At 42.2% G+C, this 23257-nt stretch carries 26 protein-coding genes, 1 tRNA gene and 4 pseudogenes; 15 read left to right on the top strand and 16 right to left on the bottom strand.

What is annotated here, in order from left to right; genetic code table 11:
* Nucleotides 1–15: 15 nt before the first annotated feature.
* The 7 genes and pseudogenes from rlmD to ACMFNG_RS06785 form a co-directional block, all read right to left on the bottom strand.
* Nucleotides 16–1245 (bottom strand): 23S rRNA (uracil(1939)-C(5))-methyltransferase RlmD, encoded by a 1230-nt coding sequence (rlmD, locus tag ACMFNG_RS06755; protein ID WP_011011956.1) that lies wholly within the window; start codon nucleotides 1243–1245, stop codon nucleotides 16–18.
* Nucleotides 1242–1931: a diphthine--ammonia ligase gene (locus ACMFNG_RS06760; RefSeq protein ID WP_011011957.1), complete on the bottom strand. Its 690-nt coding sequence runs from the start codon at nucleotides 1929–1931 to the stop codon at nucleotides 1242–1244. Before ACMFNG_RS06760 ends, rlmD begins: the two co-directional genes overlap by 4 nt.
* Before the next feature lie 48 nt (nucleotides 1932–1979).
* On the bottom strand, nucleotides 1980–2174 hold the full coding sequence (locus ACMFNG_RS06765) for a C2H2-type zinc finger protein (protein ID WP_014835246.1): 195 nt from the start codon (nucleotides 2172–2174) through the stop codon (nucleotides 1980–1982).
* A 35-nt stretch (nucleotides 2175–2209) separates the two neighbouring features.
* Nucleotides 2210–2596, bottom strand: coding sequence for an NfeD family protein (locus tag ACMFNG_RS06770; RefSeq protein ID WP_011011959.1), 387 nt, complete (start codon nucleotides 2594–2596; stop codon nucleotides 2210–2212).
* Nucleotides 2593–3369, bottom strand: a complete 777-nt coding sequence (locus tag ACMFNG_RS06775; protein WP_011011960.1) for a heparan-alpha-glucosaminide N-acetyltransferase — start codon at nucleotides 3367–3369, stop codon at nucleotides 2593–2595. The genes ACMFNG_RS06770 and ACMFNG_RS06775 overlap by 4 nt, the downstream gene beginning before the upstream one ends.
* 91 nt (nucleotides 3370–3460) lie before the next feature.
* Nucleotides 3461–3574: pseudogene (locus ACMFNG_RS06780) on the bottom strand (IS607 family transposase); the annotation flags it as partial.
* Between the two features lie 67 nt (nucleotides 3575–3641).
* Nucleotides 3642–3824: a hypothetical protein gene (locus ACMFNG_RS06785; protein ID WP_143522503.1), complete on the bottom strand. Its 183-nt coding sequence runs from the start codon at nucleotides 3822–3824 to the stop codon at nucleotides 3642–3644.
* Between ACMFNG_RS06785 and ACMFNG_RS06790 the strand changes: the two are divergent.
* A pseudogene (locus ACMFNG_RS06790) lies at nucleotides 3825–4148 on the top strand (phosphatidylglycerophosphatase A); the annotation flags it as partial.
* Here the strand turns inward: ACMFNG_RS06790 and ACMFNG_RS06795 are convergent.
* Nucleotides 4145–4843, bottom strand: coding sequence for a hypothetical protein (locus ACMFNG_RS06795; protein WP_011011963.1), 699 nt, complete (start codon nucleotides 4841–4843; stop codon nucleotides 4145–4147). The pseudogene ACMFNG_RS06790 and the gene ACMFNG_RS06795 sit on opposite strands and share 4 nt — an antisense overlap.
* On the bottom strand, nucleotides 4840–5721 hold the full coding sequence (locus ACMFNG_RS06800; protein WP_011011964.1) for an ABC transporter ATP-binding protein: 882 nt from the start codon (nucleotides 5719–5721) through the stop codon (nucleotides 4840–4842). Before ACMFNG_RS06800 ends, ACMFNG_RS06795 begins: the two co-directional genes overlap by 4 nt.
* 354 nt (nucleotides 5722–6075) lie before the next feature.
* Here ACMFNG_RS06800 and cobS point away from each other — a divergent pair.
* The 9 genes and pseudogenes from cobS (at nucleotide 6076) to ACMFNG_RS06845 (ending at nucleotide 10793) form a co-directional block, all read left to right on the top strand.
* Nucleotides 6076–6772: pseudogene (gene cobS / locus ACMFNG_RS06805) on the top strand (adenosylcobinamide-GDP ribazoletransferase).
* A 53-nt stretch (nucleotides 6773–6825) separates the two neighbouring features.
* Nucleotides 6826–7020, top strand: a complete 195-nt coding sequence (locus tag ACMFNG_RS06810; protein ID WP_014835248.1) for a DUF2281 domain-containing protein — start codon at nucleotides 6826–6828, stop codon at nucleotides 7018–7020.
* Nucleotides 7020–7400 (top strand): type II toxin-antitoxin system VapC family toxin, encoded by a 381-nt coding sequence (locus tag ACMFNG_RS06815; protein ID WP_011011968.1) that lies wholly within the window; start codon nucleotides 7020–7022, stop codon nucleotides 7398–7400. The genes ACMFNG_RS06810 and ACMFNG_RS06815 overlap by 1 nt, the downstream gene beginning before the upstream one ends.
* Nucleotides 7401–7405: 5 nt before the next feature.
* Nucleotides 7406–7968 (top strand): annotated as a pseudogene (locus ACMFNG_RS06820) (GTP--adenosylcobinamide-phosphate guanylyltransferase).
* 50 nt (nucleotides 7969–8018) lie between these two features.
* The gene (locus ACMFNG_RS06825; RefSeq protein ID WP_011011971.1) at nucleotides 8019–8291 is read left to right on the top strand and encodes a hypothetical protein; all 273 of its coding nucleotides are present in this window, start codon (nucleotides 8019–8021) and stop codon (nucleotides 8289–8291) included.
* The gene (locus ACMFNG_RS06830) at nucleotides 8273–8620 is read left to right on the top strand and encodes a hypothetical protein (RefSeq protein ID WP_211356673.1); all 348 of its coding nucleotides are present in this window, start codon (nucleotides 8273–8275) and stop codon (nucleotides 8618–8620) included. The genes ACMFNG_RS06825 and ACMFNG_RS06830 overlap by 19 nt, the downstream gene beginning before the upstream one ends.
* 41 nt (nucleotides 8621–8661) lie before the next feature.
* Nucleotides 8662–8976: a DUF4268 domain-containing protein gene (locus ACMFNG_RS06835; RefSeq protein ID WP_081420786.1), complete on the top strand. Its 315-nt coding sequence runs from the start codon at nucleotides 8662–8664 to the stop codon at nucleotides 8974–8976.
* Between the two features lie 215 nt (nucleotides 8977–9191).
* Nucleotides 9192–9989 carry an SPL family radical SAM protein gene (locus ACMFNG_RS06840; protein ID WP_011011974.1) on the top strand — a complete coding sequence of 266 codons (798 nt, stop codon included), beginning with the start codon at nucleotides 9192–9194 and terminating at the stop codon, nucleotides 9987–9989.
* Nucleotides 9990–10793, top strand: coding sequence for a hypothetical protein (locus ACMFNG_RS06845; protein WP_011011975.1), 804 nt, complete (start codon nucleotides 9990–9992; stop codon nucleotides 10791–10793).
* Here the strand turns inward: ACMFNG_RS06845 and iorA are convergent.
* Nucleotides 10771–12654, bottom strand: coding sequence for an indolepyruvate ferredoxin oxidoreductase subunit alpha (gene iorA, locus ACMFNG_RS06850; RefSeq protein WP_011011976.1), 1884 nt, complete (start codon nucleotides 12652–12654; stop codon nucleotides 10771–10773). The genes ACMFNG_RS06845 and iorA overlap by 23 nt on opposite strands.
* Before the next feature lie 25 nt (nucleotides 12655–12679).
* Between iorA and ACMFNG_RS06855 the strand changes: the two genes are divergently transcribed.
* The gene (locus ACMFNG_RS06855) at nucleotides 12680–14089 is read left to right on the top strand and encodes an amidohydrolase (RefSeq protein ID WP_014835250.1); all 1410 of its coding nucleotides are present in this window, start codon (nucleotides 12680–12682) and stop codon (nucleotides 14087–14089) included.
* Here the strand turns inward: ACMFNG_RS06855 and ACMFNG_RS06860 are convergent.
* Together ACMFNG_RS06860 and ACMFNG_RS06865 are read right to left on the bottom strand one after the other, a co-directional pair.
* Nucleotides 14060–14806, bottom strand: coding sequence for a methyltransferase domain-containing protein (locus ACMFNG_RS06860; RefSeq protein ID WP_011011978.1), 747 nt, complete (start codon nucleotides 14804–14806; stop codon nucleotides 14060–14062). The genes ACMFNG_RS06855 and ACMFNG_RS06860 overlap by 30 nt on opposite strands.
* Nucleotides 14807–14856: 50 nt before the next feature.
* The gene (locus ACMFNG_RS06865) at nucleotides 14857–15627 is read right to left on the bottom strand and encodes a hypothetical protein (RefSeq protein WP_011011979.1); all 771 of its coding nucleotides are present in this window, start codon (nucleotides 15625–15627) and stop codon (nucleotides 14857–14859) included.
* A gap of 270 nt (nucleotides 15628–15897) precedes the next feature.
* Here ACMFNG_RS06865 and ACMFNG_RS06870 point away from each other — a divergent pair, with 270 nt between their 5' ends.
* From ACMFNG_RS06870 to ACMFNG_RS06880, 3 genes are all read left to right on the top strand, one after another.
* Nucleotides 15898–16974 (top strand): DUF512 domain-containing protein, encoded by a 1077-nt coding sequence (locus tag ACMFNG_RS06870; protein ID WP_011011980.1) that lies wholly within the window; start codon nucleotides 15898–15900, stop codon nucleotides 16972–16974.
* Between the two features lie 55 nt (nucleotides 16975–17029).
* A complete protein-coding gene (locus tag ACMFNG_RS06875) occupies nucleotides 17030–18112 on the top strand; it encodes a radical SAM protein (protein WP_048059047.1) in 1083 nt (360 codons plus the stop codon).
* 78 nt (nucleotides 18113–18190) lie between these two features.
* Nucleotides 18191–18592 (top strand): metal-dependent transcriptional regulator, encoded by a 402-nt coding sequence (locus ACMFNG_RS06880; protein ID WP_011011982.1) that lies wholly within the window; start codon nucleotides 18191–18193, stop codon nucleotides 18590–18592.
* Here ACMFNG_RS06880 and ACMFNG_RS06885 read toward each other — a convergent pair.
* Together ACMFNG_RS06885 and mtnP are read right to left on the bottom strand one after the other, a co-directional pair.
* The gene (locus tag ACMFNG_RS06885; protein ID WP_011011983.1) at nucleotides 18574–19902 is read right to left on the bottom strand and encodes an NCS2 family permease; all 1329 of its coding nucleotides are present in this window, start codon (nucleotides 19900–19902) and stop codon (nucleotides 18574–18576) included. The two genes, ACMFNG_RS06880 and ACMFNG_RS06885, sit on opposite strands and share 19 nt — an antisense overlap.
* Nucleotides 19903–20047: 145 nt before the next feature.
* Complete coding sequence (mtnP, locus tag ACMFNG_RS06890) at nucleotides 20048–20845, bottom strand: S-methyl-5'-thioadenosine phosphorylase (protein ID WP_011011984.1); 798 nt, start codon at nucleotides 20843–20845, stop codon at nucleotides 20048–20050.
* 62 nt (nucleotides 20846–20907) lie between these two features.
* On the opposite strand from mtnP, the gene ACMFNG_RS06895 reads away from it, so the two are divergent.
* Nucleotides 20908–20985, top strand: a tRNA-Arg gene (locus ACMFNG_RS06895).
* 146 nt (nucleotides 20986–21131) lie between these two features.
* On the opposite strand, the gene ACMFNG_RS06900 is transcribed toward ACMFNG_RS06895, so the two are convergent.
* Together ACMFNG_RS06900 and ACMFNG_RS06905 are read right to left on the bottom strand one after the other, a co-directional pair.
* A complete protein-coding gene (locus ACMFNG_RS06900) occupies nucleotides 21132–22091 on the bottom strand; it encodes a GH12 family glycosyl hydrolase domain-containing protein (RefSeq protein ID WP_430515127.1) in 960 nt (319 codons plus the stop codon).
* Nucleotides 22088–22978 carry a hypothetical protein gene (locus ACMFNG_RS06905; protein ID WP_011011986.1) on the bottom strand — a complete coding sequence of 297 codons (891 nt, stop codon included), beginning with the start codon at nucleotides 22976–22978 and terminating at the stop codon, nucleotides 22088–22090. Before ACMFNG_RS06905 ends, ACMFNG_RS06900 begins: the two co-directional genes overlap by 4 nt.
* Nucleotides 22979–23257 lie beyond the last annotated feature (279 nt).

Genomic DNA, 23257 nt, shown 5'->3' on the forward strand with positions numbered 1-23257 from the left:
GGAGGGTTGGTCTACTTATGAATATTTCCTTAGCTTAATCACAGCTTCCACATGGGGAGTGTGGGGAAACATGTCTATGAGAATTGCATCCTCCACTTTGTAAGACCTTGATAGATAGTTTTTGAAATCCAATATGAATCTCTTTGGATTGCATGATACATAAACTACATTCTCAGGCCCTTTTTTCTCCACAACTCCCGCAAATTCTCCTAACCCCTTCCTGGGAGGGTCTAAAATCAAGGCGTCGTACCCTTCAATATTTTCCTCTTCGGCCCTTTTGGCCTTGAATTCAACGTTGAGGGAGTTTAGCTCAGCTGATAACTTCGCAACCTCAACTGCAGTCTTGTTTATTTCTACCCCCACCACGTTGAATCCCTTCTTGGTCAAGTATAATGAGAACGTCCCGATTCCAGAGTAGAGGTCAAGCACCTTAGATCCGTCCAAGAACCCTTCAACTGCTTTTAAGAGTAGAGGGAGGGCATAGCTGTTTGTCTGGAAGAAGATCCCAGGGCGAAGGAGATATTTAATTCCAAAAATTTTCTCGGATATAAATTCTTTCTCTCCAAGATGAATTGGCTCTCCTGAAGGGTCATCTCTTTTATCCCTCTTTATGCTCCAGTATACTGAGTCTGCAAACGGGAAGTACTCTAGAATGGTTTCTTCAGGGGGCCTATGGGCTATTATGTTTACCATAACTTCACCTGTAAACTTTCCCTCTCTAACTTGTAGATAGTGAACGTCTCCCTCCTTCCAGTTCCATGGTTTTAGCCCGCTTTCCCTAAGAAATTCCTTCATTGCCCTTATATATAGTGGAGTCCTGTTGGAGAAGACTGGACACTCTTTTAAATCGACAACCGTCTTTGGCCTCGCAAATTCTTTAAGTCCTATCCCGTTTACCGAAACTATGAAGTTGCTTATATTCCTAAACTCCCAAATCCTGGGCGAACCAAGTATTTCCGCTTCAATTCCAGTAATTCTCCTAAAGAGCTCTTTCTTGAATTTTAGTTGCTCCTCATATTTCATTCCCTGCCATAAGCAACCACCACATTTTCCGTAATGCCTGCACCTCGGCCTTTGTCTAAGGGGAGAAGGGGTTATGAGTGAAAATTCTGAGGCCATCTTTCTTCCAAATCTATCCCTAGTTCTCGTTATTCTTACCTCATCCCCTGGGTAGCAGAAGGGAACTTCAATGCCATTAATAACTCCAAGGCCATCCTGGGATAAATCTTCAATTATTCCCCTCATTTTGATTCAAGATGGGCCTCTTCAATTATTAGCTTTCCGGAAGAAGTGCAGGGCTCCCACACTTTTTTTGCTTTGTCAACAACGATCTTATACTTAAACAAGGGCATGTCCAGAACAAAGGTCTCGAATTCTCCACCCTCACCAGCCACGTGTACCTTGTATTTCTCGTTTAAAGTTATTAGCTCTTCGAGGGCACTCTCGTCGAGTATTCTTCCAAGCCAGCTTTCATCCAGGCCATAGGCGGAAACTCCAACAACCATAATTTTAAATCCCAGGTTTAAGAGCTCTCTCATGTATTCTTTAGCATCCCTTCCCCACGCGGGAGTGTAAACCTCTAAGCCAAGTTCCTTGGCAACTTTTTCTATCCTTTTTCTTTGGTATTTGCTAGCCAAAGCTCCAGCTACTATACCTTGAATTTTAAGCCCACTCAAAACCCTCTTGAGGTCTTCAACCTCCTTCTCCTTCTCACCCTGGGTAAACCCTTTCACGAGTGGAATTCCCAGGGCTCTTGCCTGTAAGTCAGTTAGGTTTGCATTGATCGTGTGGTACATGTAGCTCTCCTCGTTCTCACTAACCATCGTTACAAGAAACTTAACACTAAATCTATTCTTTATGGCCCAATAAAGGGCATAATTGGAATCTTTTCCTCCAGAATAGAGAACAGCTACGTCAGCTAAGCCCACCATTCATCATCTCATCAGGGTCCTGGCTGTTTCATCATCAAAAATTAAAATTCATTGGGAGGCCTTGAGGTACTTCTTCTGGAGTCTCTTGCCCTTTGGCTTACCCCTTCCAAAGAGCCAGCCATGAGCCTTGTTAACGTGCTTTGTGTAGTCCTTCCTCCTCTTGAATACCATTCCACACCTGGGGCACCTTAGGAATTCCTCGCCGTCCCTATCCTTTACGATGATGGCCTTGAGCTTGACCATCTTTACTCCCCTCAACCATGAGCTCTAAAAATGGTTTATAAAAATTTTCCCGCATTGTCGTCCTTTTCCACGAGTAGCTTAGCTCCTTTAACCTGAACTATCCTAACTTTTTCTCCCCTTCTGGCGGTTCCACTTATACATTCGGCCGTCCATAATTCATTTTTCACCTTTACAAGTCCAACTGGATTTAAATCCTCAACAACTACGGCCTTTTCTCCAATTAGAGCCTCAGCGCCAACTTCAGCTTTCTTTTTGAGAGTTCCCCAGAGTAACTTAACCAGGAAAAGGTTGAATAAAATGAGCGCGCCACCTACTATTACGGCTAACCTTGCAGAGACTCTTCTTAAGAAGATGATCACTAGAGCTACTATCACAATCTCATCTGCGAGCAGAGCCAACAGTTTTAGGACATTCCTTATCACAGATTCATATTAGGTAGCTCCCCATAAATAAGCATTAGCAGGCCCACGAATATTGGCTGGTGAAGGAGGTATATTTTTAGCGTGTTTCTTCCCAGGAAGCAGATGAAGTTAACAATGGGATTGTTAGGGTTTTTTAGTTTGAGTTTTCTCTCCCCACTTGGATAAATTAGAGATCCTATAGTGGTCCCCAAGAGGAAAACTCCAAACCAGGGAAAGATTGGAAAGTAATCTAAAGTGAAAAAACTTCTTGGCGTAATTCCCAGGGGAAGCAGGATGAGAGTGTCTGCATGGAAATTTTTCACAACCTTAGCTCCTGCAAGAAAGAAGAAAGCTGGAAAAACATTCTTCCATCCCAGAGAATAGAAAGGGATTGCAAGGATTGATGCTACTCCCAGGAAATGAAGGATTCCAAAGTAGATTGTCCCTTTGTCAAGTACAATGTGGGTTGTTAGCGTTATCAGCACTCCCAGACCAAAGAGCTTTACAAACCTCATAATGTCCCTTTTTATTTCTCTTCCTCTTGAGTGGCTTATCCATAGGGAAAGCCCAGAGATGGAGACAAACAGTGAAGCCGTTGCATATGCAAATACTTTCCAGAATGTCTTGTATTCGGAATATCCTAGGAAAAATTGTAGATCAGTAACGAAATTAGAGATTAGCATCATCGTCAGCGCAATCCCCCTAGCAAAATCTATCTCCCAAAATCGCCCCTTCTTTCTGGGATCTGTCCGTCGTGAGTTTTTATGAGTGAGTGTGAGTAAATCTTCGTCCATTCAAATCAACCCTCACGACGGACTTGGGTTTCATCACGTTCAGCCCCCCTCCGGGTTCATTGGGGGCAAATCATCACGCTCAACCCCGCTCAGGTGTTCTAACGGTTATGATTTTTCCTTCCCTGCCCCATTTCTGGATTGTTTTTGAGACACCAAGTACTTCACTAGCTTACTTTATCATGTAGAGCATCTCTTCCACTATAATGCATTCATATTTATTCACAAAAATATTTTAAGCTTTCGCTTAGGAAGAACTGTTAAGCGGGGCTTTTTTATAGATCTTCAACGCTGGGCTCCACGGGATTGAAGCTCACCGGGGGATCTGCATAAGCTTTTTTCGCCATCTCAGCGGTGTTGAACCCAATTTCCTTTGCTATCTCAATGTATTTCTTCCTTGCGTAGTCGCTTTTCATGTTGAACTCAATCACATAGGGTAAGAAGATGGCATTGAGCAACTCATGGGGAGCTATCTAAACGATATAAATATCCAAGCACTTTTGACAGCTGCTCTGCTCTTGGAGGAGAGCTTTAAAGTTGAAGTTGATCCGGTAAACCTAGTTGCTGATGAGCTCATCGGGATTAACATAGCTGAGTATATAGGGGGAAAGATAGCCCTCTTTAACTTCTTTTACTATGACACAAAAAAAGCCCGGGATTTTAAAGGAGCTCCCTCCTTTCCTGGACGATGCAATTGGGGATTCATTGCAGGATGCATGACAATAGTTTTCGAGCTCACTTCATCCGGGACTCCCAACGAAGGAAGAGGAATAACAATCTAATCTTCCCTGAACTCGATGGTAAGAATCAATACCAAGCACAAAACCAGCCAGAACACCAATGATGCCATAGACAAATTCTCATATTGCGGATGGTCATATGCTATCAGGTGGGAAGCACTGACGGTGGGTATAAGGAGGAGAACATAGCGTAGTTTCTCGGGTGCGAGAGTTATGGGGTAATAAACCGGAAGAAAAACCGTTAGTATGGTTGTTAAAACCGTTGACAGCCTCATAACCGTAAGGGGTTCCCTCATTTTGACACCCATGTACATTCCAATGGTCGTGCTCCATATCCACAGAGAAACCACACCGAAGGCTACATATTTTATGTGAGAAAGCCCAAACTTTGCAAGGAGGGTGAGAATGAGTATTGCCAAGTAGGGCGTAGCCGGCAAACTCATGCCTATCGATATTCCGAGCATCTTCTCTGCTGAGTTTCCAGGTAAAGACATCATTATATCGTAAAATTTTGAACGAACTTTCATCCCCACCAGCTCTATTGGAAGATCTGCCATCCCAACCCCGACGATGAAGCTGACGATGGCTCCTGCAATGGCGGATGAAAGAAATCTGCCCTCACTAATCACATAGACGATAAAAATAAACGAAAGTGGTTGTATGGCAAAACTTAAGATTGAGCTTTTGCTCTTCATTAATGCGTTCCCATAATACTCAATTATTGCCCAGAGGTTCATCTCAAATTCCCCACAAGGAATATATCTTCTATGGTCAGTTCCTCTCTTTTAAAAGGGATTCCAGTATCTTTTAGCTCCTCAATCACCTCTCTTTCCTCTGATTTTGACTTGGCATAGACGAAAGTGTTCTTCCCTGCCCTCCTTGTTGTATAGTCCTCCTTGGTAAACTCCCCAAAAACAACTATCTTCGAATGGAACTGTGATAGATACTGCCGTGCAATTTTCTCGGGTTTACCAAAAGCAACCACCCTTCCTTTTTTAAGGAGAAGCACGTTGTCGCATACGCTGGAAATTTCGTTCAAATAGTGGCTTGTTATTACTACGGTGGAGTTCTTGCTTTTTTCTCTCAATATTTCCCACAACTTCAGGCGATTTTCAACGTCGAGCCCCACAGTAGGCTCATCCAGATAGTAGATTTTAGCATCAGCCGACAAAATCATGGCGAGCAGAGTTTTCCTCACCATGCCACCCGAAAGCGTTGACATTATCTTATCGGCATAGTCAATGCCAAACTCCTCCACAGCCTTTCCAGCCCGAATCTTGGCATCTTTCCTTGAAAATCCACGCATCCTGAGGTAGTGGTAAATGTACTCGAAAGGCGTGAGGGTGTAAAAATGGGCCTTTGCCTCTTGGGGCAGAAGCGCAAAGAAGTTTTTAATTTCGCTTTTGCGGGAATTAACCTCATGACCGTACAGGAGTATTCTGCCCTTGTCCGGTTTAAGCAGTAAACTGAGAATTCTTATTAAGGTTGTTTTTCCCGCACCGTTCGGTCCAATAATCCCGAGAATGTTTCCTTCCTGCACTGAAAAAGTTAAAGAATCGAGGGCTTTGATTTCTCCATAGCTCTTGGTGAGATCTTCAACTGCTATTGCTTCCATTCTTTCCCCTCCAACTTGGGGATGTACAATTGGTTTAATGGGGAGCCTGGGATATCTTTTGTGCAATAATTATAAATTTTACTGTTGATACTCCGATATTGTCCAGGATAATCAGTAGGACGTTAGAGTTAGACTATCTTAAGTTAAGATTCCATAAAAAAGATGAAAAAAGATTAAGACTGAACCCACCTAGTAAACAATGATTTCAGCCTTTATATTCCTCTCAACTTTTTCTGATTTTCTCAAGTAGTATTAGTGATTTAAATCGCCCCTACTGCTTATCCTGGCAGTATTCGTACATGGGGCAGACTTTTTAAGCTTTCTTGCAATTGGATTAATTAGCCAGGTGGTTGCATGAGAAACATCATCCCCTTCATGACAAGAGTCCCAATAAGGGGAAACTTCGAAAAAGCTAGGAATGAAATATGGGCCTTTCCTCTGCTTGCTACCCTTACCTCCTCTCTGCCCACTTTGATTTTATACCTTGACCTTCCTATGAAAAACATCTTAGCAATTCTCTCGCTTTACTCCATAATAGGCCTGCTCCACTTGGATGGACTAGCCGACTGGGCCGATGGAGTTATGGCTAAAGGAGACAGAAAAAAGAAGATTAAAACCATGAAAGATCTGAACACGTGTATAGCTGGAATTTTTGCTGTTGTAATGGTACTTTTTGTTCAGATATACTCTCTAAACTATCTCCCATTTTATGCAATATTTCTAGCTGAGCTGAACTCAAAGTATGCAATGCTCCTTGCTTTAGCCACCAAAAAACCACTTGGATCAGGATTAGGATGGTACTTTATGGAAAAGATGAACTAAAGGCAATTAACTGTTGGCACCTTGTTATGTTCAGTCCTCATCTTCCCTATAGGATTTTATAACCCAGAGGCCATTTTCAGTTGTTGGACTTTTGGTTAGTGCATACGTCATGAAGGTTAGTATAGACAATTTCGGAGGTTTAAATGGGGACCTCATTGGAGCAGTAGCGGAGATAACAAGAGCCGAAACACTTTTACTTATGGCTTTTGTATTTATGCTATTGGAATGAAACTGACGCATAAGTTTAAAAGTTTTCTGAACCAAATTCTATTCGGTGAGAATATGCAAGAGATCGAGAAGGTTCTCTCCAAACTTCCTCCTGAGCTTAAAAAGGAGGTTTTTGATTATGCAGAGTTCCTTCTTAAAAAATATCGTGAGAAAAAAAGAAAGGGATTCACGTTTTCATGGGAAGGCAAAGTTAAGTCGGAGCTTTCCTCAGTTGAACTTCAACACAAGGCTTTGGAGTGGAGGACTTGATGTTTCTTGTGGATACAAATGTTTTCTTGGAGATCCTTCTTGGTCAAAAGAAGAAAGAGGAGGCAAAGAAATTTCTTTCTGAGAATATTGATAGACTTTATATGACAGATTTTTCTCTGCACTCAATTGGAGTGATACTTTTCAAATTAAGAAAACCAGAGGTTTTTGAAGAATTCATAGAAGATGTTCTTCCAAATGTGGAGATTCTCTCTTTACCAGTAGAGGGCTATCCAGAACTCATTAGGATACATAAGACCCTCAATCTTGATTTCGACGATGCCTACCAGTGTGCTGTTGCAAACGTTTTTGATCTTACAGTAGTCACTATGGACACGGATTTCACAAAAGCTTTGAATTATGTAAAAATCCTCTTTTTGTGATAGCAATGATAATCATCTTAGCGGGTGGAAAGTCTACCAGAATGGGATAAAGAAAAACCAGTATTGAAAATAGCAGATAAACAATGAGAGCTCAAAGATAGATGAAACCCTTGTTGCTCTCTCGAAGAACACACCAAAAACCAGGGAACTACGCCTCCGGGAGAGGATTCCCTTCGTCAACACGCTATATTGAAGACGTTCAGTGGCTCTTGAAGGAGTTTGAGCCATTTGTAAGAGTCTCAGCAGATCTGCCTTTCGTAAAGGCGCGTGATATTGCCCTTATAAGGAGCGAGCTTGAAAAGAAAAAACCAGCATCACTGGAGGTTTGCCTTTAAACATCGTGTCAAAAGACCTTGGAGTTGCAACTTACAGAGGATACGCAATTGTAGGAATTAATGGAGTTTTCTATGAGGGAGAAGAATTCGTTGAGCTAAGAAATCCTCTTTTGGCTTTAAACGTGAACACACCAGAGGAGTTGAAGCTTGCCGAGAGGATAGCGAGGCTCGTTGATGGGAGGAGAAAATTATCAAGTGAATTTAATCCTAAAATTAATGCGATAGTGTTATAACTTAAAAAACACATTCTAACAACGGTAATAGGAGGGCAGAAATTGCCCGTTTGGATGTGTTCCCCATTAGGAAAGTCTTTTCTCGGGAGGAAGAGTTCAGCAATTGGCTTGTTGAGAACATTGAAATTCTTGAAGAGAAAATAGGAGTAGAACTCGAAGACATTGAAAGGGAATACCAGATTGGATGTTATTTTGCGGACATAGTCGCAAGAGATGCAAACAGGGGAGATGTCGTGATTATTGAAAACCAATTTGAAAAAACAAACCATGATCACCTTGGTAAATTCTTACTTATGCATCGGGCTTGGATGCAAAGGTTATAGTGTGGATAGCCGAAAATTTCTCAGAAGAGCATAAACAGGCGCTAAACTGGCTCAACGAGAATACTGGTCAAGATATTGGGTTCTTTGGGCTTGAAGTGAAGGCGGTAAAGATCGAAAATTCGCCATATGCAGTTAACTTTGATGTTGTTGTAATGCCCAACCAGTGGAGAAAAATTAGTAAGAGCGCCGTTAGCAGATTAGGGCCAAGACAAGAAGCTTACTTGGATATCTGGAGAAGAGTTTTGGATAAATACGGTAGAAATCTTAGACCACGACCAGAACATAAACTCGTGTTTGGAAGTGGAGTTTTCGATGTTGCGTATGAATAGCGCATATGGGATTACAAATTTGCAGTTAGCTTAGCATCTATATCGGAAAGCCGTCTCCAGAAGAAAACAAACGAATACAAAGGTGTCTCCAGCAACATATTAAAGAAATAGCTGAAGCAATGGGGGGGATATCTCCAGAAGACATCAAATGGGAAGAACCTTATGGAACTACAAGAGGGTCAAAAAGATTAAGTGTTTACTATTCTTTCGAAAAGTCCATCTTTGAGATGACAGAAGAAGAACGAGAGAGTCTTGCAGAGAGAATGGCATCAGAGATGAAAAAGCTGGAAAAAGCCACAAAGAAAACCCTCCATCGGTGCCGTTCTCCTCAAAAGCCCTCATCTGGAGCTCATTAAGGCTCCCGAACTTCTCCTCTATAGCCCTTTTTAAAGTGGATGTATGATAAAAGGAGCAAAAGAGGGTTTAAAAAATCACTCGGCCATCAAGGTTATATAACTCCCTTAGTTTTTATGCATTAGGGAACTATCGGTCTAGTTAGCTGTTCGTTAGCAGTTCAGTGTTACATTTGGCCGTAACTTTCACTCCTCCCAAATATAAGTGGTGATACCACATGAAAATTATTAATGTGAGGGCCAAAAGCATCTACACAAAAAGCAAAATTCCTGGGGTCGATTGGGTGGTAAATCAATACGTAGGTTGCCAATTTGCATGCAAATACTGCTACGCAAAGTTTATCTGCAAGTGGAAACCCTATGGAGAGTGGGGAGGCTGGGTTGAGATAAAGGTAAATGCTCCTGAGCTTGCAAGGAAGAGAGTTTATGGAGAGGTTTTCATGTCCAGCATTTCTGATCCATATCAGCCAATAGAGAAGGAGCTAAAACTCACGAGAAGAACGCTCGAAGCAATGAATAAGAGGAACAAGCTCAGCGTCCTAACGAAGTCTCCTCTAGTCATTAGAGATATAGATGTTTTCAAGATGTTTGAGAAGATAGAGGTCGGGCTAACAATAAACAGCTTTGAGGGGAGGGAAAAACGTCTAATAGAGCCATTTGCTCCGGTCCAAAGGGCAAGAGTAAACGCCCTAAAAACGCTAAAAGACGAGGGAATAAAGAATTATGCATTCGTAAGCCCAATAATCCCAGGGATCACGGACGTTGAAGAAATAATTAGGGAAACAAGGAGCTTTACTGACTACTACTTCTTTGAGATATTAAACCTAAAGGCGGCTGGCAGGGAGTTTAAGGAATTACTGATGGAGAATTTCCCCGAGAGCTACAAAATAATGGTCGATGAGGATAAATTCTGGCGCTTTATCAAAGATCTAATAGACCTCATAAAGCGCTCAAACATAAAGGCAGAGGGGGTAGAAGTTCACAGGAGAGGCTGGGAGTTCATTGAGGTGAGGTGAATGAAAATTGCAAGGGTTAATGGGCTGTGGATTACTATTCCAAACGTTAGGTACTCCTTTTTCAACACTCCATACATAGGGCATAGGATTGGAACAGCTGTTGATGTCTATTTTGAAGACAGGGCCCTTTTCCCATTTGAGGAGGGGAAGCTCATCGAGGTGAGAAAAATTAGAACTCCGAGATATATCCCAGTTGATCACGACTACCTTATGGTTTTTAAGTTGGGTGAATTCTGCCTAAAGGTTCTCCACGTTGATCCTAGCGTTAAGATTGGCGAGAAAGTTTTCCTAGGGGATGAAATTGGAAAGTTAAGGCTTTCAGGCTTTTTCTCTCCTTGGAGCGACAAGCATGCCCACTTTGAGGTTAGAGATTGCAACGATAGGTATAGAGCCAGGGGAGCTTTTCCTCTATTTCCAGAGGTTAAGCCTCTTGTTCCAATTGTTAAAGGAAATACATTTGAAGTGGTGGAGAGGAAAGGGCATTATCTCTGGCTTAAGCCCCTTGAAACGAAGGGAAAAGGAATGACTCCGCTGGGAAATATAGAGGGAGGTCTTCCTCACTACCGCTATGGGGCAATTTTCTCTGGAAGAGAAGGGAAGCTGTTTGGAATTGATGTAAAAGCTCAAGAGATACTCGAAAATGGAGTTGGAATATTTAAACCTAACTTTGAAGTACTTGCCAACGGTGTTAAAGTTAGAGGGATTGGGGTTTACTGCAACGAAGAGAGAGTTAAGCTGATTGGTGGAAATTTTGAGGTGGGGGATATAATAAAAATAGAGATCAAAGCTCGCTTGGGAACTTAATTGCATCAAATGGACAGAGCTGGTTGCACACTCCACACCCTGTACATATCAAGGGGTCAATCCTGACCTTCTTCTTTTCTGGCTCATAAACAAGCGCTGGACATCCAGTTAAAAGTATACAGGCCTTACATCCAGTACACCTGTCCTCCACAACCACTGGTATTTCTCCGATCTCCCCTCTTCTTATGACTGGTATCACACATTCCCTCTTCGCTATAATAACTGCAGGTCCTTTAACCTTCATAGCCTCCTTTATTGCCTCTTTTGTCTCCTTTAGATTGTATGGATCGACAGTTTTAACGTACTTAACCCCTATTCCTCTAACTACAGACTCTATGTCTATCTCCCTGAACTTCCTTCCAGTTTCACTTCCTCCAGTCCCAGGGTGCGGCTGATGACCTGTCATAGCAGTTGTTCTGTTGTCTAGGATTATCACCAGGACGTCTAAGTCCTTGTACACTGCATCAATTAATGGTTGGATTCCATTGTGGAAGAACGTTGAATCCCCTATTGTGGCAACTATCTTCTTACCCATAGCTACGCTTTGTCCGTTGGCCAAGCTTATACTAGCCCCCATAACGAATTCTGTCCATATTGCCTCTAGGGGTGGGAGCAGGGATAGCGCATAACAGCCAATGTCTCCATGAATTGGGATATCGAACTTTCCATATCCTAATTCTCTTAGGGCATCTAGAAGGGCCCTATAAGTCCCCCTGTGGGGACAGCCTGGGCACATTACTGGAGGCCTCTTTGGAGCCAAAGCTTTTGCCTCTTCCACTTCCTTGGGCAACTTGACCTCTTCCCTTTCCTTTCCCAAAAGCTTTAGAATAGCGTTTCTGACGAGTCTTGGCGTTAGCTCTCCCTCCAACGGTAGATGTCCGGTTCTCTTTCCATATATTGGAACGTTGAGGCCTTCTTCATATGCAACTACCTTGATCTCCTCCTCCAAGAAAGGTGCTCCTTCCTCAACGACTAAGGCAACGTCAACGCTCCTAAGGAACTCAACAACGAGCTTCCTGGGAAGTGGGTGAGGAGTTGATAACTTTAGTATCTTGAAATCTTCTTCTATCTGAGGAACTACCTCCTTAACGTAGTTATATGGAGCTCCCTCGACTATTATTCCAACTCTTCCCTCTCCCTCAATCCAGTTGAACCTCAATGTGTTGAACTCCTCCTCTATTCTCTTCAAAGTCTCGTTGAGCCACTTGTGTCTCTTCCTATTCCCCTCCATGCTTGCTCTAACGTACCTCTCTATGTCCTTCTTGAACTTCGGTTCTCTCTTAAGCTCCTTAAACTCACCAACTTCAACGTCTGCCGTGGTGTGGTTAACCCTAGTGGTTGTTCTAAATATTATTGGAACCTTGTACTTCTCGCTGAGTTCGTAAGCGTATATTATTAAATCATGAGCCTCCTGGGGATCATAAGGCTCAAGAACTGGTAGTAAGGCAAGCTTTCCATAGTATCTGTCATCTTGCTCTGTTTGACTTGTATGGGGCCCAGGATCGTCGGCAACTAGAATTACAAGCCCTCCCTCAACTCCTGAATATGCCAAGCTCATCAGGGGATCTGCCGCAACGTTTAGTCCAACACACTTCATGGTAACTAGACTCCTCAGTCCAGCGTAAGACACTCCAGCGGCCTCTTCTAAAGCAACCTTCTCATTTGGAGCCCACTCCGCAAAAACTTCTGGCTTCAATCTCGCTATAGTCTCTATAACCTCCGTAGAAGGAGTCCCAGGATAACCAGTAGCAAAAGAAACTCCAGCCTCCAAAGCTCCGTAAGCTATGGCTTCATTACCCATAAGCAACTTCTTCACGTTTAACCACCAGTCTACTCTATTCACGAAAGTTAAAAATTTCATGGGTGTAAAACATATAGGTGATTGCATGAAGGCCCTCATAAATGGAACAATATACACATCCTTTTCCCCAGTGAAGAAGGTTTCTGGATTAGTTATTTCAAACGAAAGAGTCCTTTATGCAGGGGACTCATCAACTGCTCTCAGAATTGCGGAATTGGCTGGAGGAGAAATAATAGACTTGAAGGGAAAGTTCGTCATGCCAGCATTCTTTGATTCTCATCTCCATTTGGACGAGCTTGGAATGAGCTTGGAAATGGTAGATTTAAGGGGAGTTAAGTCAATGGAAGAGTTAGTTGAAAGGGTGAAGAAGGGAAGAGGAAGAATAATATTTGGGTTTGGCTGGGATCAAGATGAGCTTGGAAGATGGCCAACGAGAGAAGACCTAGATGTTATAGACAGGCCCGTATTTCTCTACAGAAGGTGCTTTCATGTGGCGGTTATGAACTCAAAGATGATTGACCTCTTGAACTTGAAGCCATCCAAAGATTTTGACGAATCAACTGGAATAGTTAGGGAGAGGGCCCTAGAAGAGAGTAGGAAGATAATAAACGAGAAAATACTGACTGTTAAGGATTACAAGCACTACATAGAGAGCGCTCAGGAGCACCTTCTTAGCTTGGGTGTTCACTCTGTAGGGTTCATGAGCGTGGGAGAAAAGGCTCTAAAGGCGCTCTTTGAGCTCGAGAGGGAAGGAAGACTAAAGATGAACGTTTTTGCGTACCTAAGCCCCGAGTTGCTGGATAAGCTTGAGGAGCTGAACCTGGGAAAATTCGAGGGAAGAAGGCTGAGAATATGGGGAGTTAAGCTCTTCGTTGATGGCAGTTTAGGTGCTAGAACAGCATTGCTGAGTGAACCTTACACTGATAATCCAACAACTTCTGGAGAGCTCGTAATGAATAAAGATGAAATAGTTGAGGTCATCGAGAGGGCTAAGCCTTTAGGGTTGGACGTTGCAGTCCATGCTATAGGAGATAAAGCCGTTGATGTGGCACTGGATGCCTTTGAAGAGGCAGAATTTTCAGGAAGGATCGAACATGCTTCCTTAGTTAGGGATGATCAGTTGGAGAGGATAAAGGAGCTAAAAGTCAGGATTTCAGCTCAGCCTCACTTCATAGTGAGCGACTGGTGGATAGTAAACAGGGTAGGGGAAGAGAGGGCAAAGTGGGCTTACAGACTGAAGACCCTCTCTAGCATTACCAAGCTTGGGTTTAGCACAGACTCTCCAATAGAACCGGCTGATCCATGGGTAAGCATTGATGCGGCAGTGAATAGGTACGTTGTTGACCCAGGAGAAAGGGTTAGCAGAGAGGAGGCCCTGCATCTCTACACTCATGGTTCTGCCCAAGTTACCTTAGCTGAAGATTTAGGGAAGCTGGAGAGAGGGTTTAGGGCAGAATACATAATCTTAGACAGAGATCCCCTTAAAGAAAATTAAGCTGTGCCTCCATCTCGTCCCAACTTTAAACTTTATGTCCTTCACAGAATATCCAAGCTTGATTCCCCTCTCTTTTATGACATTGAGCAGTTTTTCCTTATCTGGGAGATACAGGGCAACTTTTCCACCTGGGTTTAGATGATCAAAAGCTTCTTCAAGTAGCTTCACTGAGAATTCTTCCCCATATTTTCCTCCACCAATTGCCTCCCTTTCGGTCAAAACTCTTCCCAGGGGCTTATCATAGTAGGGAGGTGCCGAAAATATAACGTCAAAAGTTCCTTCAACAACTCCTTTGATTATCCCTCCATTGCTCTTTACAAGCCTTACATTGGAATTGTTTCTCTCTATATTCCTCCTAGCATATTCAAAGAACTCTTCATCAACTTCAGTAGCAGTGACCTTGCAGTTGAAGAATTTTTCGGCCATAAGGGCCATCATTGCAGTGTGTCCAGTCCCTATTTCGAGAGCAACTTCTCCTCCCCTTAGGAATGTTTTTAGGAATATGTACCGAGAAATTGGGGTTGTAACTAAGCCTTTTGGGTGATATTCTATATCCAAACCAAAGAGAGCTTTTGCTATCGCCTTGTTGTAGAGTATCCTGGCCTGCCTATTTGAGAAGTCAAGTTTTCCATTAATTACATAATTATTTAATTCTGGAATTATTTTGACAGCTTCAGGTATGGGAAGGCCCAACTTTCCATCCTTCCAGACTACCATACACTGAGGAATTGGGATAGATCGATTTAAACTTTAGGAAAAGAAATTAATTAGGGTTTAAGGTTCTCAGGGATAGTTATCCGATAGCAGGGTGGAGCAGGCATCGAATATCTCTTTTCTCTAACCCTGTAAACTATGAGTGGCTTAATAACGTACAAATCATTTGGCTTGGATATGTTCGTTAGAGTTACCGTGAAGTTAACTATTCCTTTGGGAGGTATTTCCCGTGGCCCAGAGTCAATAATCTTAATTCCTGGAACTCTAAAACTCACGTTCACTATATCTACGGTCTCATTGAAGGGATTTGAAATTGTATACATAAGTCTTGGAACTCCTGGGGTTGGACCAACAACAGCCTCGACATAAGCTGGAATGTCTAATGTTTTTCCTTCTGAAGGCTCCAAGATGTCGAACTCAATTGTTCCGAGAGGAGCTTTCTTTGTGGCGTTGTTCCTCCAAATTATTACATAGGCTTTATCCATAACGCAGTGGCCAGGCTCTTTGAGCCTTAATGTTACTATGATGTCAAACACCGTTGCTCCTGGATAGCTGAATTTGCTAACTCCTATATCTTTAAAATCAAGGCAGGAAGGGAGATTTCTGACTCCAATAGTCCCTCTAAAATCTTGATCCCCTGGAGTTATCAGGTATGCGTGGAGGGCAACAACTTCATCAACGTACCCAGCTACATAGCCCCGATAAGTAGAGATGAAATATTCCTTGGCAATAACTTTCTGGGGTTCGGGACTTTCAAGAGCTTTATAGGCCATGAAAATAAAAAGGAATAGTAGAATTCCAAATCCAATCATGTTTTTCTTCATGAGTGCTCCCCTATCTTCTATAGATGCTTTTTATTGATCATCTACTATCACTGAGTATATTATGTCCATATTATACCTTGTAAATTTTATAAATTTTACTATTAATATGAAGTGATAATAACGCGTGTGCTACAGAATAGTTTTTTTATCTTATTGATAATTTTTAAACAAACTGTCTATCTAATCTTTAGTATTTTGCGGTGAAGGTACAAAGTTTAAATAAAAATAAAAGCCATAAGCTTAAATACCCACTGCCCTCTTCCACTTTCGATGTATGAGCTGACGGAAGACTTCAAGCTTAGAAAGATTACGAAGTATGAACTCGATGGAGTTGATGAGAGAGAGGATTTACTTGTTATTCCTCCCTCCTCTAAGGCAGGTCCGTGTGGGAATGGCTGTTTGTTCTGCTATCTTCTTCAAAATCCTCCAGAAATGATATATAGAGTTGCGAGGCATGACACCCTCAACGATCCAACGTTGGAGGAAAGAATTAGGTATGCGAGAAAGCACTACGATTTATGGATTAGAGTTACAGATACCTCGGGCAATGTAAAGTTTGATGAAAACAGAATTAAGAGCCTTTATGAAGCTGGACTTGATGAAATCCAGATTTCTGTCCACACAACTAAAAAAGATGTGAGAATTAAGTTGATGAGAAATAGACACGCAGGAAAATTGATTGATCTCCTCCCCCTTGTTGCGAAGCATTTCAGGACTATAGCTGACATAATCTTGACCCCAGGATTCAACGTGGATGATATTGGAGAGATAATTGAAGACCTTGACTCAATGGGAGTCCACGAGGTTAGACTTTTCCCGGTCGGGGTTACCAAATACAATAGGTTTGAGATTAGACCCCTAACCAAGGAGGAACTTTCATATGTCAAGGAGGTAGCTCTAGAAAAAGATAAGGAGCTGGGGATAAAAGTAGTTATCCCACCAATATTCCTAGCCCTCCTGGGAGAGTTCACTACTGGACTTGAGCCATTCAACATAGAGCCAGAGTTTCCAACATACATCTTTACTGGAGAGCTGGCCTATCCAGAGATGAAAAGACTATTTCCCAGGATAAAGGTTGTAATGGTAAAGAATGAGTTCTTTGGAGGGAACATAGGGACTGCGGGTCTTTTGACGGGGAGAGATGTCTTGAGAGAAGTGGAAAGGTTACCGGAGGTTGATTTTGGATTAATTCTCCTGCCAGAGTTAATGTTTTATGGCGATATGACACTCGATGGTTGGAGAAGGCAGGATTTATTTTCCAAGATACTTATAGAAAAGGGTTATATAGTTGAGACGGCCTTAGAACCAACGGAAATTCCAAAGGTTATAGAGAAAATTTCCCTATGATGAGAGAGCTGTTAAATGAGTGGTGATTAGAGGATGGCTGGCTGAGGGTGAGAGAATGAAGGAAACCTCCTACTACTCTTACGTTGTGGGGGAACTCCCGAAGGGTTGTCAATATTGTGTTAGAGGAGAGAAACTTGTACTCTTTGTTACTGGGGTTTGCCCCAGGAATTGCTTCTATTGCCCCCTAAGCCCATGGAGGAGAAAAGATGTTGCCTATGCAAATGAGAGGCCGATAAGAAAAATTGAAGATATAATAGAGGAGGCAAAGATACAAGAGGCCAGGGGAGCTGGAGTTACTGGGGGAGATCCCTTGGCGAGGTTGAATAGGACTGTTGAATACATAAGAACCCTTAAGGAAGAATTCGGGAAGAAGTTTCATATTCATCTATACACCACAGGAATTCTTGCAGATAAGAGGGCGTTGTCAATGCTATATGATGCTGGACTTGATGAGATAAGGTTTCACCCTGATCTGTTTGAGCCCTCTTCAAAGTTTCTAAATAGGGAGATTGAAAACTTAAAGAATGCCTTTGACTTTGATTGGGATGTTGGTGGAGAAGTTCCAGCAGTTCCTGGGTTTGGAGATAGGATAAAGTGGTTTGCCGAAATTCTTGACAAGTTTGGCGGGAAATTCTTGAACATAAATGAGTTAGAGTACAGTGAGACTAACCTTAGCAATATCCTAAATAGGGGGTTCAAATTAGCTGGGGAGAATAGCTTTGCAATAAAAGGATCTCTCGAGTTGGGATTGGAAATTCTAGAGTGGGGAGAGAAAAATACTTCCCTCTACTATCATCTCTGCACCGCTAAGCTTAAAGATGCTGTTCAGCTAAGGAATAGACTCAGGAGAATGGCAAAGAACGTTGCTAAACCTTACATGGAAATTACTGAAGACGGAACGCTTAGGTTTGGAATTGCTGAATACGAAGATCTTGAAGAGCTTTATAAATTCTTGGTAGAGGAAGCGGAAGTCCCGAAGGAGTGGTTGTACATAAATTGGGAGAAAAAGAGGATTGAAATGCCCGTAGAAGTTGCCGAGGAATTGGCGGAAGCGATAGAGGGGGATGTAAAGTTTTACATAGTTGAGGAATACCCTACCTGGGATAGGATTGAAGTCGAGAGAATCCCTCTCAATTAAACTTTAAATATTTGTTAGACAACTCTAACTTGGTGATAAAAGTTGCCATCAAAGAGGGAGGAAGAATATCTGGAAACCATGTATATCCTTCAAAAGAACAAGGGTGTAATAAGGGTAAAGGACATAGCCAAGATGATGAGGGTAAAACCCCCGACCGTTGTTGAGGCATTAAAAAAGCTTAGGGATAAGGGGTTTGTAAAATATGAGGAGCACGAGCACATTCTTCTCACTGAAAAAGGTCTGGAAGTTGCAAAGAAAACATACTCGAAGCATCAGCTTTTGACGGAGTTTTTCATAAACATTTTAGGCATTCCACCCGAAATAGCTGAGAGAGATGCGTGCCAATTTGAGCACTACGTTAGTGAGGTTACAGTACATAGGATTAGAGAATTCATAAGCTATATTCAGCAAGAATGTCCCTATGCGTTAAAGCAGTTCTTAAAAAAAGTTAGAGAAAAGGATCAAGCTGTGGCTAAGTAGGCGAAGTAGCCTATGAATACCACCGCTAGTGCATACATTAGTGGGTGGACTTCTTTCCACCTTCCTGTGAAGACCTTTAGTAACGTGTAGCTTATGAATCCAACTCCAATACCGTCGGCAATTGAGTATGTGAATGGAATCGTTATGAGGACTAGGAAGGCTGGAATTGCCTCTGTTGGGTCGCTAAAGTCAACTTCCTTGAATGCTGAAATCATGTAGTAACCTACTATAACTAAGGCAGGTGCTGTTGCGAAGGCTGGAATTGCCTTGGCCACTGGAGCTATGAAGAGTCCAATGATTAGGAACAGAAGTCCCGTAATCACTGCTGTAAATCCTGTTCTACCTCCTTCCTCAATACCGGCTGCGCTCTCGATGTATGTTGTTACAGTGGAAGTTCCCAAAATTGCACCAAAAGTTGTACCAATGGCATCTGTGAGGAGAACCTTTTCAGCATCTGGAATCTTACCCTCCTTTGTTAGGAATCCAGCCTTGGCACTAAGACCCGTAACTGTTCCCAGGGTGTCGAAGAAGTCTACCATGAAGAATGCGAATACAGCTCCAAGTGCTCCAGCGTTAAGCAATCCCTTAAGGTCAAGCTGGAGGAATGTATAGCTTAGTGTTGGCATTGAGAATACTCCCTCTGGCCTGGGGGCAACCCCTGTTATCCATCCAATTATGCTCGTTGCCAAGATGGAAATTAGCAGGGCTCCCTTGATTCTCAAGGATAAGAGGATCGCCGTTAGGAAGAGCCCAAACAGGAATAATAGTCCTTCTGGTTTGGCCAAGACGGAAGCATTTAGTGATGTCTTAATGAGCAATCCATTGTCTCCTGTTAAAGCGGTTAGCAATCCAACGTTGTTAAGTCCTATAAACGTCAAGAACAGTCCGATTCCAGCCCCAACAGCGTACTTTTGACTCAGTGGGATTGCATGGATTATCGCGCTTCTGACCTTTGTAATACTTAGAATTATGAAGATAATACCCTCAACGAATACAGCTGCAAGAGCGACCTTCCATCCATACTTTGGGGCCACTGTAAATGCAAAGTATGCGTTAAGCCCCATCCCAGGAGCGAGGGCGAAGGGCTTCTTTGCGTATATACCCATTAGGATTGTTGTTAAACCTGCCGCGAGTGAAGTTGCTGCAACTAGAGAGTCGAAGGCCTCTGGCCCCATTGCGTTGCTGAGAATTATTGGATTTACGAAGATTATGTAGGCCATGGTCATGAAGGTTGTAATTCCTGCCAACACTTCTGTCTTCAAATCAGTACCATATTTTTCGAACTCAAAATACCTTTCAATCCACCCCATCTCCTACCCTCCAATTGCCTTTGTTTTGTCAAAGTGATACAACCTTTTAAGCTTTTTTAGACATGAATGTGTATAAAACTTCTCGGATGTAACTCTTTGGGTTGTTAATCCGTTTGAAATTCGTCATAATAATAAAAAGGGAGGGCTAGCCAGTGGCACCCTTCAGAGCATCTTTGCACCCACACCTCCTCTCCTTTGGTATTAGAGGAATAGCTGCGAGAATTAGCTTTACGATATCTTCGCTCTTCTTTTGCATTAACTCAACAACTTCAGAGTGAGTGAGCTTTTTCCCACTCATTCCCGCTGCATAGTTCGTTACAATAGCAACTGTGGCGTAGCACATTTCCAGCTCTCTCGCCAATATAGCCTCGGGACATTGGGTCATTCCAACAACGTCCCCTCCGAGGATTCTGTAGGCTCTAATCTCAGCTGCAGTCTCAAATCTCGGCCCTTCCGTACATACATAGGTCCCTCTTGGGTGATAAGGCAATCCAAGGTTTCTGGCCGCCGTGATTAATGCCTTCCTTATCTCTGGGCAGTAGGGTTCAGTAAAGTCTACATGGGCAACGAATTTCCTTTCATGTGGGCTTTCCTCTCCATCATAGAATGTTCTTGGTCTTGACACTGTGAAGTCAATAATCTGATCTAGTATTACAAAATCTCCCGGCTTCATCTCTGGATTCATTGAGCCAACGGCTGAAGTAGCTATTATCCTCTCAACTCCAAGCTCATATAAAGCCCAAATGTTTGCCCTGTAGTTTATTTTATGGGGTGGAATTGAATGTCCTTTCCCATGTCTAGCCAAGAAAGCTACTTCCTCATCTCCCACAACTCCAACGGTAATTTTGACTTCTCCATAGGGAGTCTTGACGGTCTCTTCTCTCTTGTTCTCTGCTGGGAAATCATAAACTCCAGAACCCCCAACTATGGCTATCCTGGGCATTATACCACCAGCTATAATAGGAGGTAATCCTTTTTAAGGTGTCTGGAATATGAGAGTTGGGTGGGCCGGTAGTTTAGCCAGGAGAGAACGCCGCCCTCCGGAGGCGGAGGTCCCGGGTTCAAATCCCGGCCGGCCCGCCAGTTGATTTATCCCTTAAAAAGAATAACCTAAGGTCAAAAATGAAGGTTATCGTGAGATCACAATAAAAGTTACTTTTCAAATTTTCTTTGAATTCTTTAGCAACTCCACCTTTTCTTAAACTTGATAATTCCCAGGTTGCCGAAATTTAGGAAATAAGAGGTCTATCTAGAGGAGTTAGTGTTATGTTTGTGATCCACCACTCTAGGTGGGCGGAGGTAGTGCTTGGCGTTCCAAACTCAGTTCCAATCTCCACGTCCTCTAAGTAAAGTTCTGTGTAATTTGGTAAGCTTGAAATGTTGGCTGCAACACTTATAAATGCTCCGTATGGAATTGTCACTGTTCCCTCTTTGATTGGGGTCTTTATTCTAAATGCAACATACTCCCAACCAATGTTTGCCTTCCATACTTCAAATGTAGCATTTACTGGTGTTCCGTTAACTATTATTGGGACTACAATCTCCTTAACTTTGGAGCCAGCCGGTTGTAATCCGTCATAGTAAATCCATATCATTACTTCTTGCTCATCGCTGTTAATTCCTGTTGTTCTCCAAGCTTCTCTCGTTAACCAGGATTCTATTGCGAAGTTAATTGGCAGGCCGTTCTTGGGCTCAAGTTTATAGGAGATTGTTAGATAGAAGTCTGTTAGGTTTGAAACTTTACTGGGTAATGGTATTGGGCCATCAGTTGCGTAGTTTGCATTCCATGGCTTGTTTCCATAGAATATTTCGGGGTATCCATGCACCCAATTACTTCTATCCCTCAAGACAATGTTGTCAAGTTGTTGGACGTAGTGAAGGACGCCGCTGGTTAAATTGTACGTCATCTCAGCAAATCCAGTAGCATTAAGAATGTTCCATGGGTTTATTTCAATGTAGAATTCTGGGTTCCCATCACCATCCTTATCAATAGGAGCTCCTGGCCACTCACCGTCATCAGGGTATCTAATCTTGAGAACCTTGGTAGTGGAAAGTGTTGTTTGGGGTGGTGTAGATGAGGTATTTGAAGTTGACTTGTCCTCAGAGGTATGATACTTTTCTACAAAATATATTGCCTGTACTAAAAGGATTGTTAAGATAGATACGATGACGAACTTTTTCTTGCTCATTGGACATCCTCCAAATTTGTTAGATTTGAATATAAGGTATAAAAAAGAGCTCTTCTCTCTTCGTAATCTGCCCTGACATTCTCATAGAATATTGTCTCTGCAATAATTACAAATAACGACAACAAGGCTATGAGTGGTACCGTGAGGAGAGAGGCTAATAGTCTTGCTACTGTATTCATAGAAAACATGTACACGCTCATCTCTACTATACCAACGGCCATTAGTAATGCAAAAGATGAAAGACCAAGAAGAGCTCCAAATCCAATCATTGAAGCCTTGTATCTTCTTCCGTATTTAATGACCCTTAATGCCTCTCTAAGAGACCTTGTGTCGACAAACCTTGGAAAAACTAGGCCAGAGACTGAAAGCGAGAATAATGTTAAGATTAAGACCCATATAACAAATAATAGCTCTACAATTGGAACAAGTGGCTCTAGGAAATCAACTATATCGAAAACAAGCAGGAGAATTATAAAGGGAATGCTTCCTCCAATTACAAGGGCTAGCAAATATAAGGAGGAAATTATTGTTAGGAGAAGTCCCCATCCAGCGTTCCTTAGGCCATAAATGGCGATTTCCTTTAATGAGAATTTATCCACTTTTCCTCTCTTTGCTTTAATTGCAAAGTCAATGATTCCAAATTCTATACCCGAAAGTATTGTCACCACCAAGATAACAACTGGAATATACAACTTCCAATTTATCTCCGGAGAAATAGCCCCATATCTTTCGATAATAATATCGCTAAATCTTTGAGTTTCAGGGTACTCCTCTACAAAGGGACTTGCAACGCCTGAGATCAATGCTGGAATAATTGTCAACAACAGTAACTTCTTATACTTCACAAGAAAATCAATTGCTTCTCCAAATGATCTTACCGCTACCATTTCTCATCACGGTTTAAGGCAGTTTAATGTTTTATTAAAATTTTTGTCTAAACTCTAAGCTAGTAGCTTTGCATGGGGGATCTTATTAAGTGAGCGTAACACCATGTAATAAAATATGGCTTATTTTTATTTTTTCATTTTTATATTGTTTTTTCGTCCTTGTTTTTTGATTTTGAGGGGTTTTGGGTTGTTTAAGTCTTTTTGTGTTTTTTGTGTGGTTTTTTGTTTTTTTTTGTTTACCCTTTTAGTGGTAATTTTTTGTCGTTTGTATGCATTTTG

Source organism: Pyrococcus woesei (genome assembly GCF_050496105.1).
Classification (GTDB): Archaea; Methanobacteriota_B; Thermococci; order Thermococcales; family Thermococcaceae; genus Pyrococcus; species Pyrococcus furiosus.

Coding starts and splice junctions, on each gene's coding strand:
- rlmD (WP_011011956.1), bottom strand. CDS start 1,245: ATGAGGGGAATAATTGAAGATTTATCCCAGGATGGCCTTGGAGTTATT.
- ACMFNG_RS06760 (WP_011011957.1), bottom strand. CDS start 1,931: ATGGTGGGCTTAGCTGACGTAGCTGTTCTCTATTCTGGAGGAAAAGAT.
- ACMFNG_RS06765 (WP_014835246.1), bottom strand. CDS start 2,174: ATGGTCAAGCTCAAGGCCATCATCGTAAAGGATAGGGACGGCGAGGAA.
- ACMFNG_RS06775 (WP_011011960.1), bottom strand. CDS start 3,369: ATGGACGAAGATTTACTCACACTCACTCATAAAAACTCACGACGGACA.
- ACMFNG_RS06795 (WP_011011963.1), bottom strand. CDS start 4,843: ATGAACCTCTGGGCAATAATTGAGTATTATGGGAACGCATTAATGAAG.
- ACMFNG_RS06800 (WP_011011964.1), bottom strand. CDS start 5,721: ATGGAAGCAATAGCAGTTGAAGATCTCACCAAGAGCTATGGAGAAATC.
- ACMFNG_RS06810 (WP_014835248.1), top strand. CDS start 6,826: ATGCAAGAGATCGAGAAGGTTCTCTCCAAACTTCCTCCTGAGCTTAAA.
- ACMFNG_RS06815 (WP_011011968.1), top strand. CDS start 7,020: ATGTTTCTTGTGGATACAAATGTTTTCTTGGAGATCCTTCTTGGTCAA.
- ACMFNG_RS06840 (WP_011011974.1), top strand. CDS start 9,192: ATGAAAATTATTAATGTGAGGGCCAAAAGCATCTACACAAAAAGCAAA.
- ACMFNG_RS06845 (WP_011011975.1), top strand. CDS start 9,990: ATGAAAATTGCAAGGGTTAATGGGCTGTGGATTACTATTCCAAACGTT.
- iorA (WP_011011976.1), bottom strand. CDS start 12,654: ATGAAATTTTTAACTTTCGTGAATAGAGTAGACTGGTGGTTAAACGTG.
- ACMFNG_RS06855 (WP_014835250.1), top strand. CDS start 12,680: ATGAAGGCCCTCATAAATGGAACAATATACACATCCTTTTCCCCAGTG.
- ACMFNG_RS06860 (WP_011011978.1), bottom strand. CDS start 14,806: ATGGTAGTCTGGAAGGATGGAAAGTTGGGCCTTCCCATACCTGAAGCT.
- ACMFNG_RS06865 (WP_011011979.1), bottom strand. CDS start 15,627: ATGAAGAAAAACATGATTGGATTTGGAATTCTACTATTCCTTTTTATT.
- ACMFNG_RS06870 (WP_011011980.1), top strand. CDS start 15,898: ATGTATGAGCTGACGGAAGACTTCAAGCTTAGAAAGATTACGAAGTAT.
- ACMFNG_RS06875 (WP_048059047.1), top strand. CDS start 17,030: ATGAAGGAAACCTCCTACTACTCTTACGTTGTGGGGGAACTCCCGAAG.
- ACMFNG_RS06880 (WP_011011982.1), top strand. CDS start 18,191: ATGTATATCCTTCAAAAGAACAAGGGTGTAATAAGGGTAAAGGACATA.
- ACMFNG_RS06885 (WP_011011983.1), bottom strand. CDS start 19,902: ATGGGGTGGATTGAAAGGTATTTTGAGTTCGAAAAATATGGTACTGAT.
- mtnP (WP_011011984.1), bottom strand. CDS start 20,845: ATGCCCAGGATAGCCATAGTTGGGGGTTCTGGAGTTTATGATTTCCCA.
- ACMFNG_RS06900 (WP_430515127.1), bottom strand. CDS start 22,091: ATGAGCAAGAAAAAGTTCGTCATCGTATCTATCTTAACAATCCTTTTA.
- ACMFNG_RS06905 (WP_011011986.1), bottom strand. CDS start 22,978: ATGGTAGCGGTAAGATCATTTGGAGAAGCAATTGATTTTCTTGTGAAG.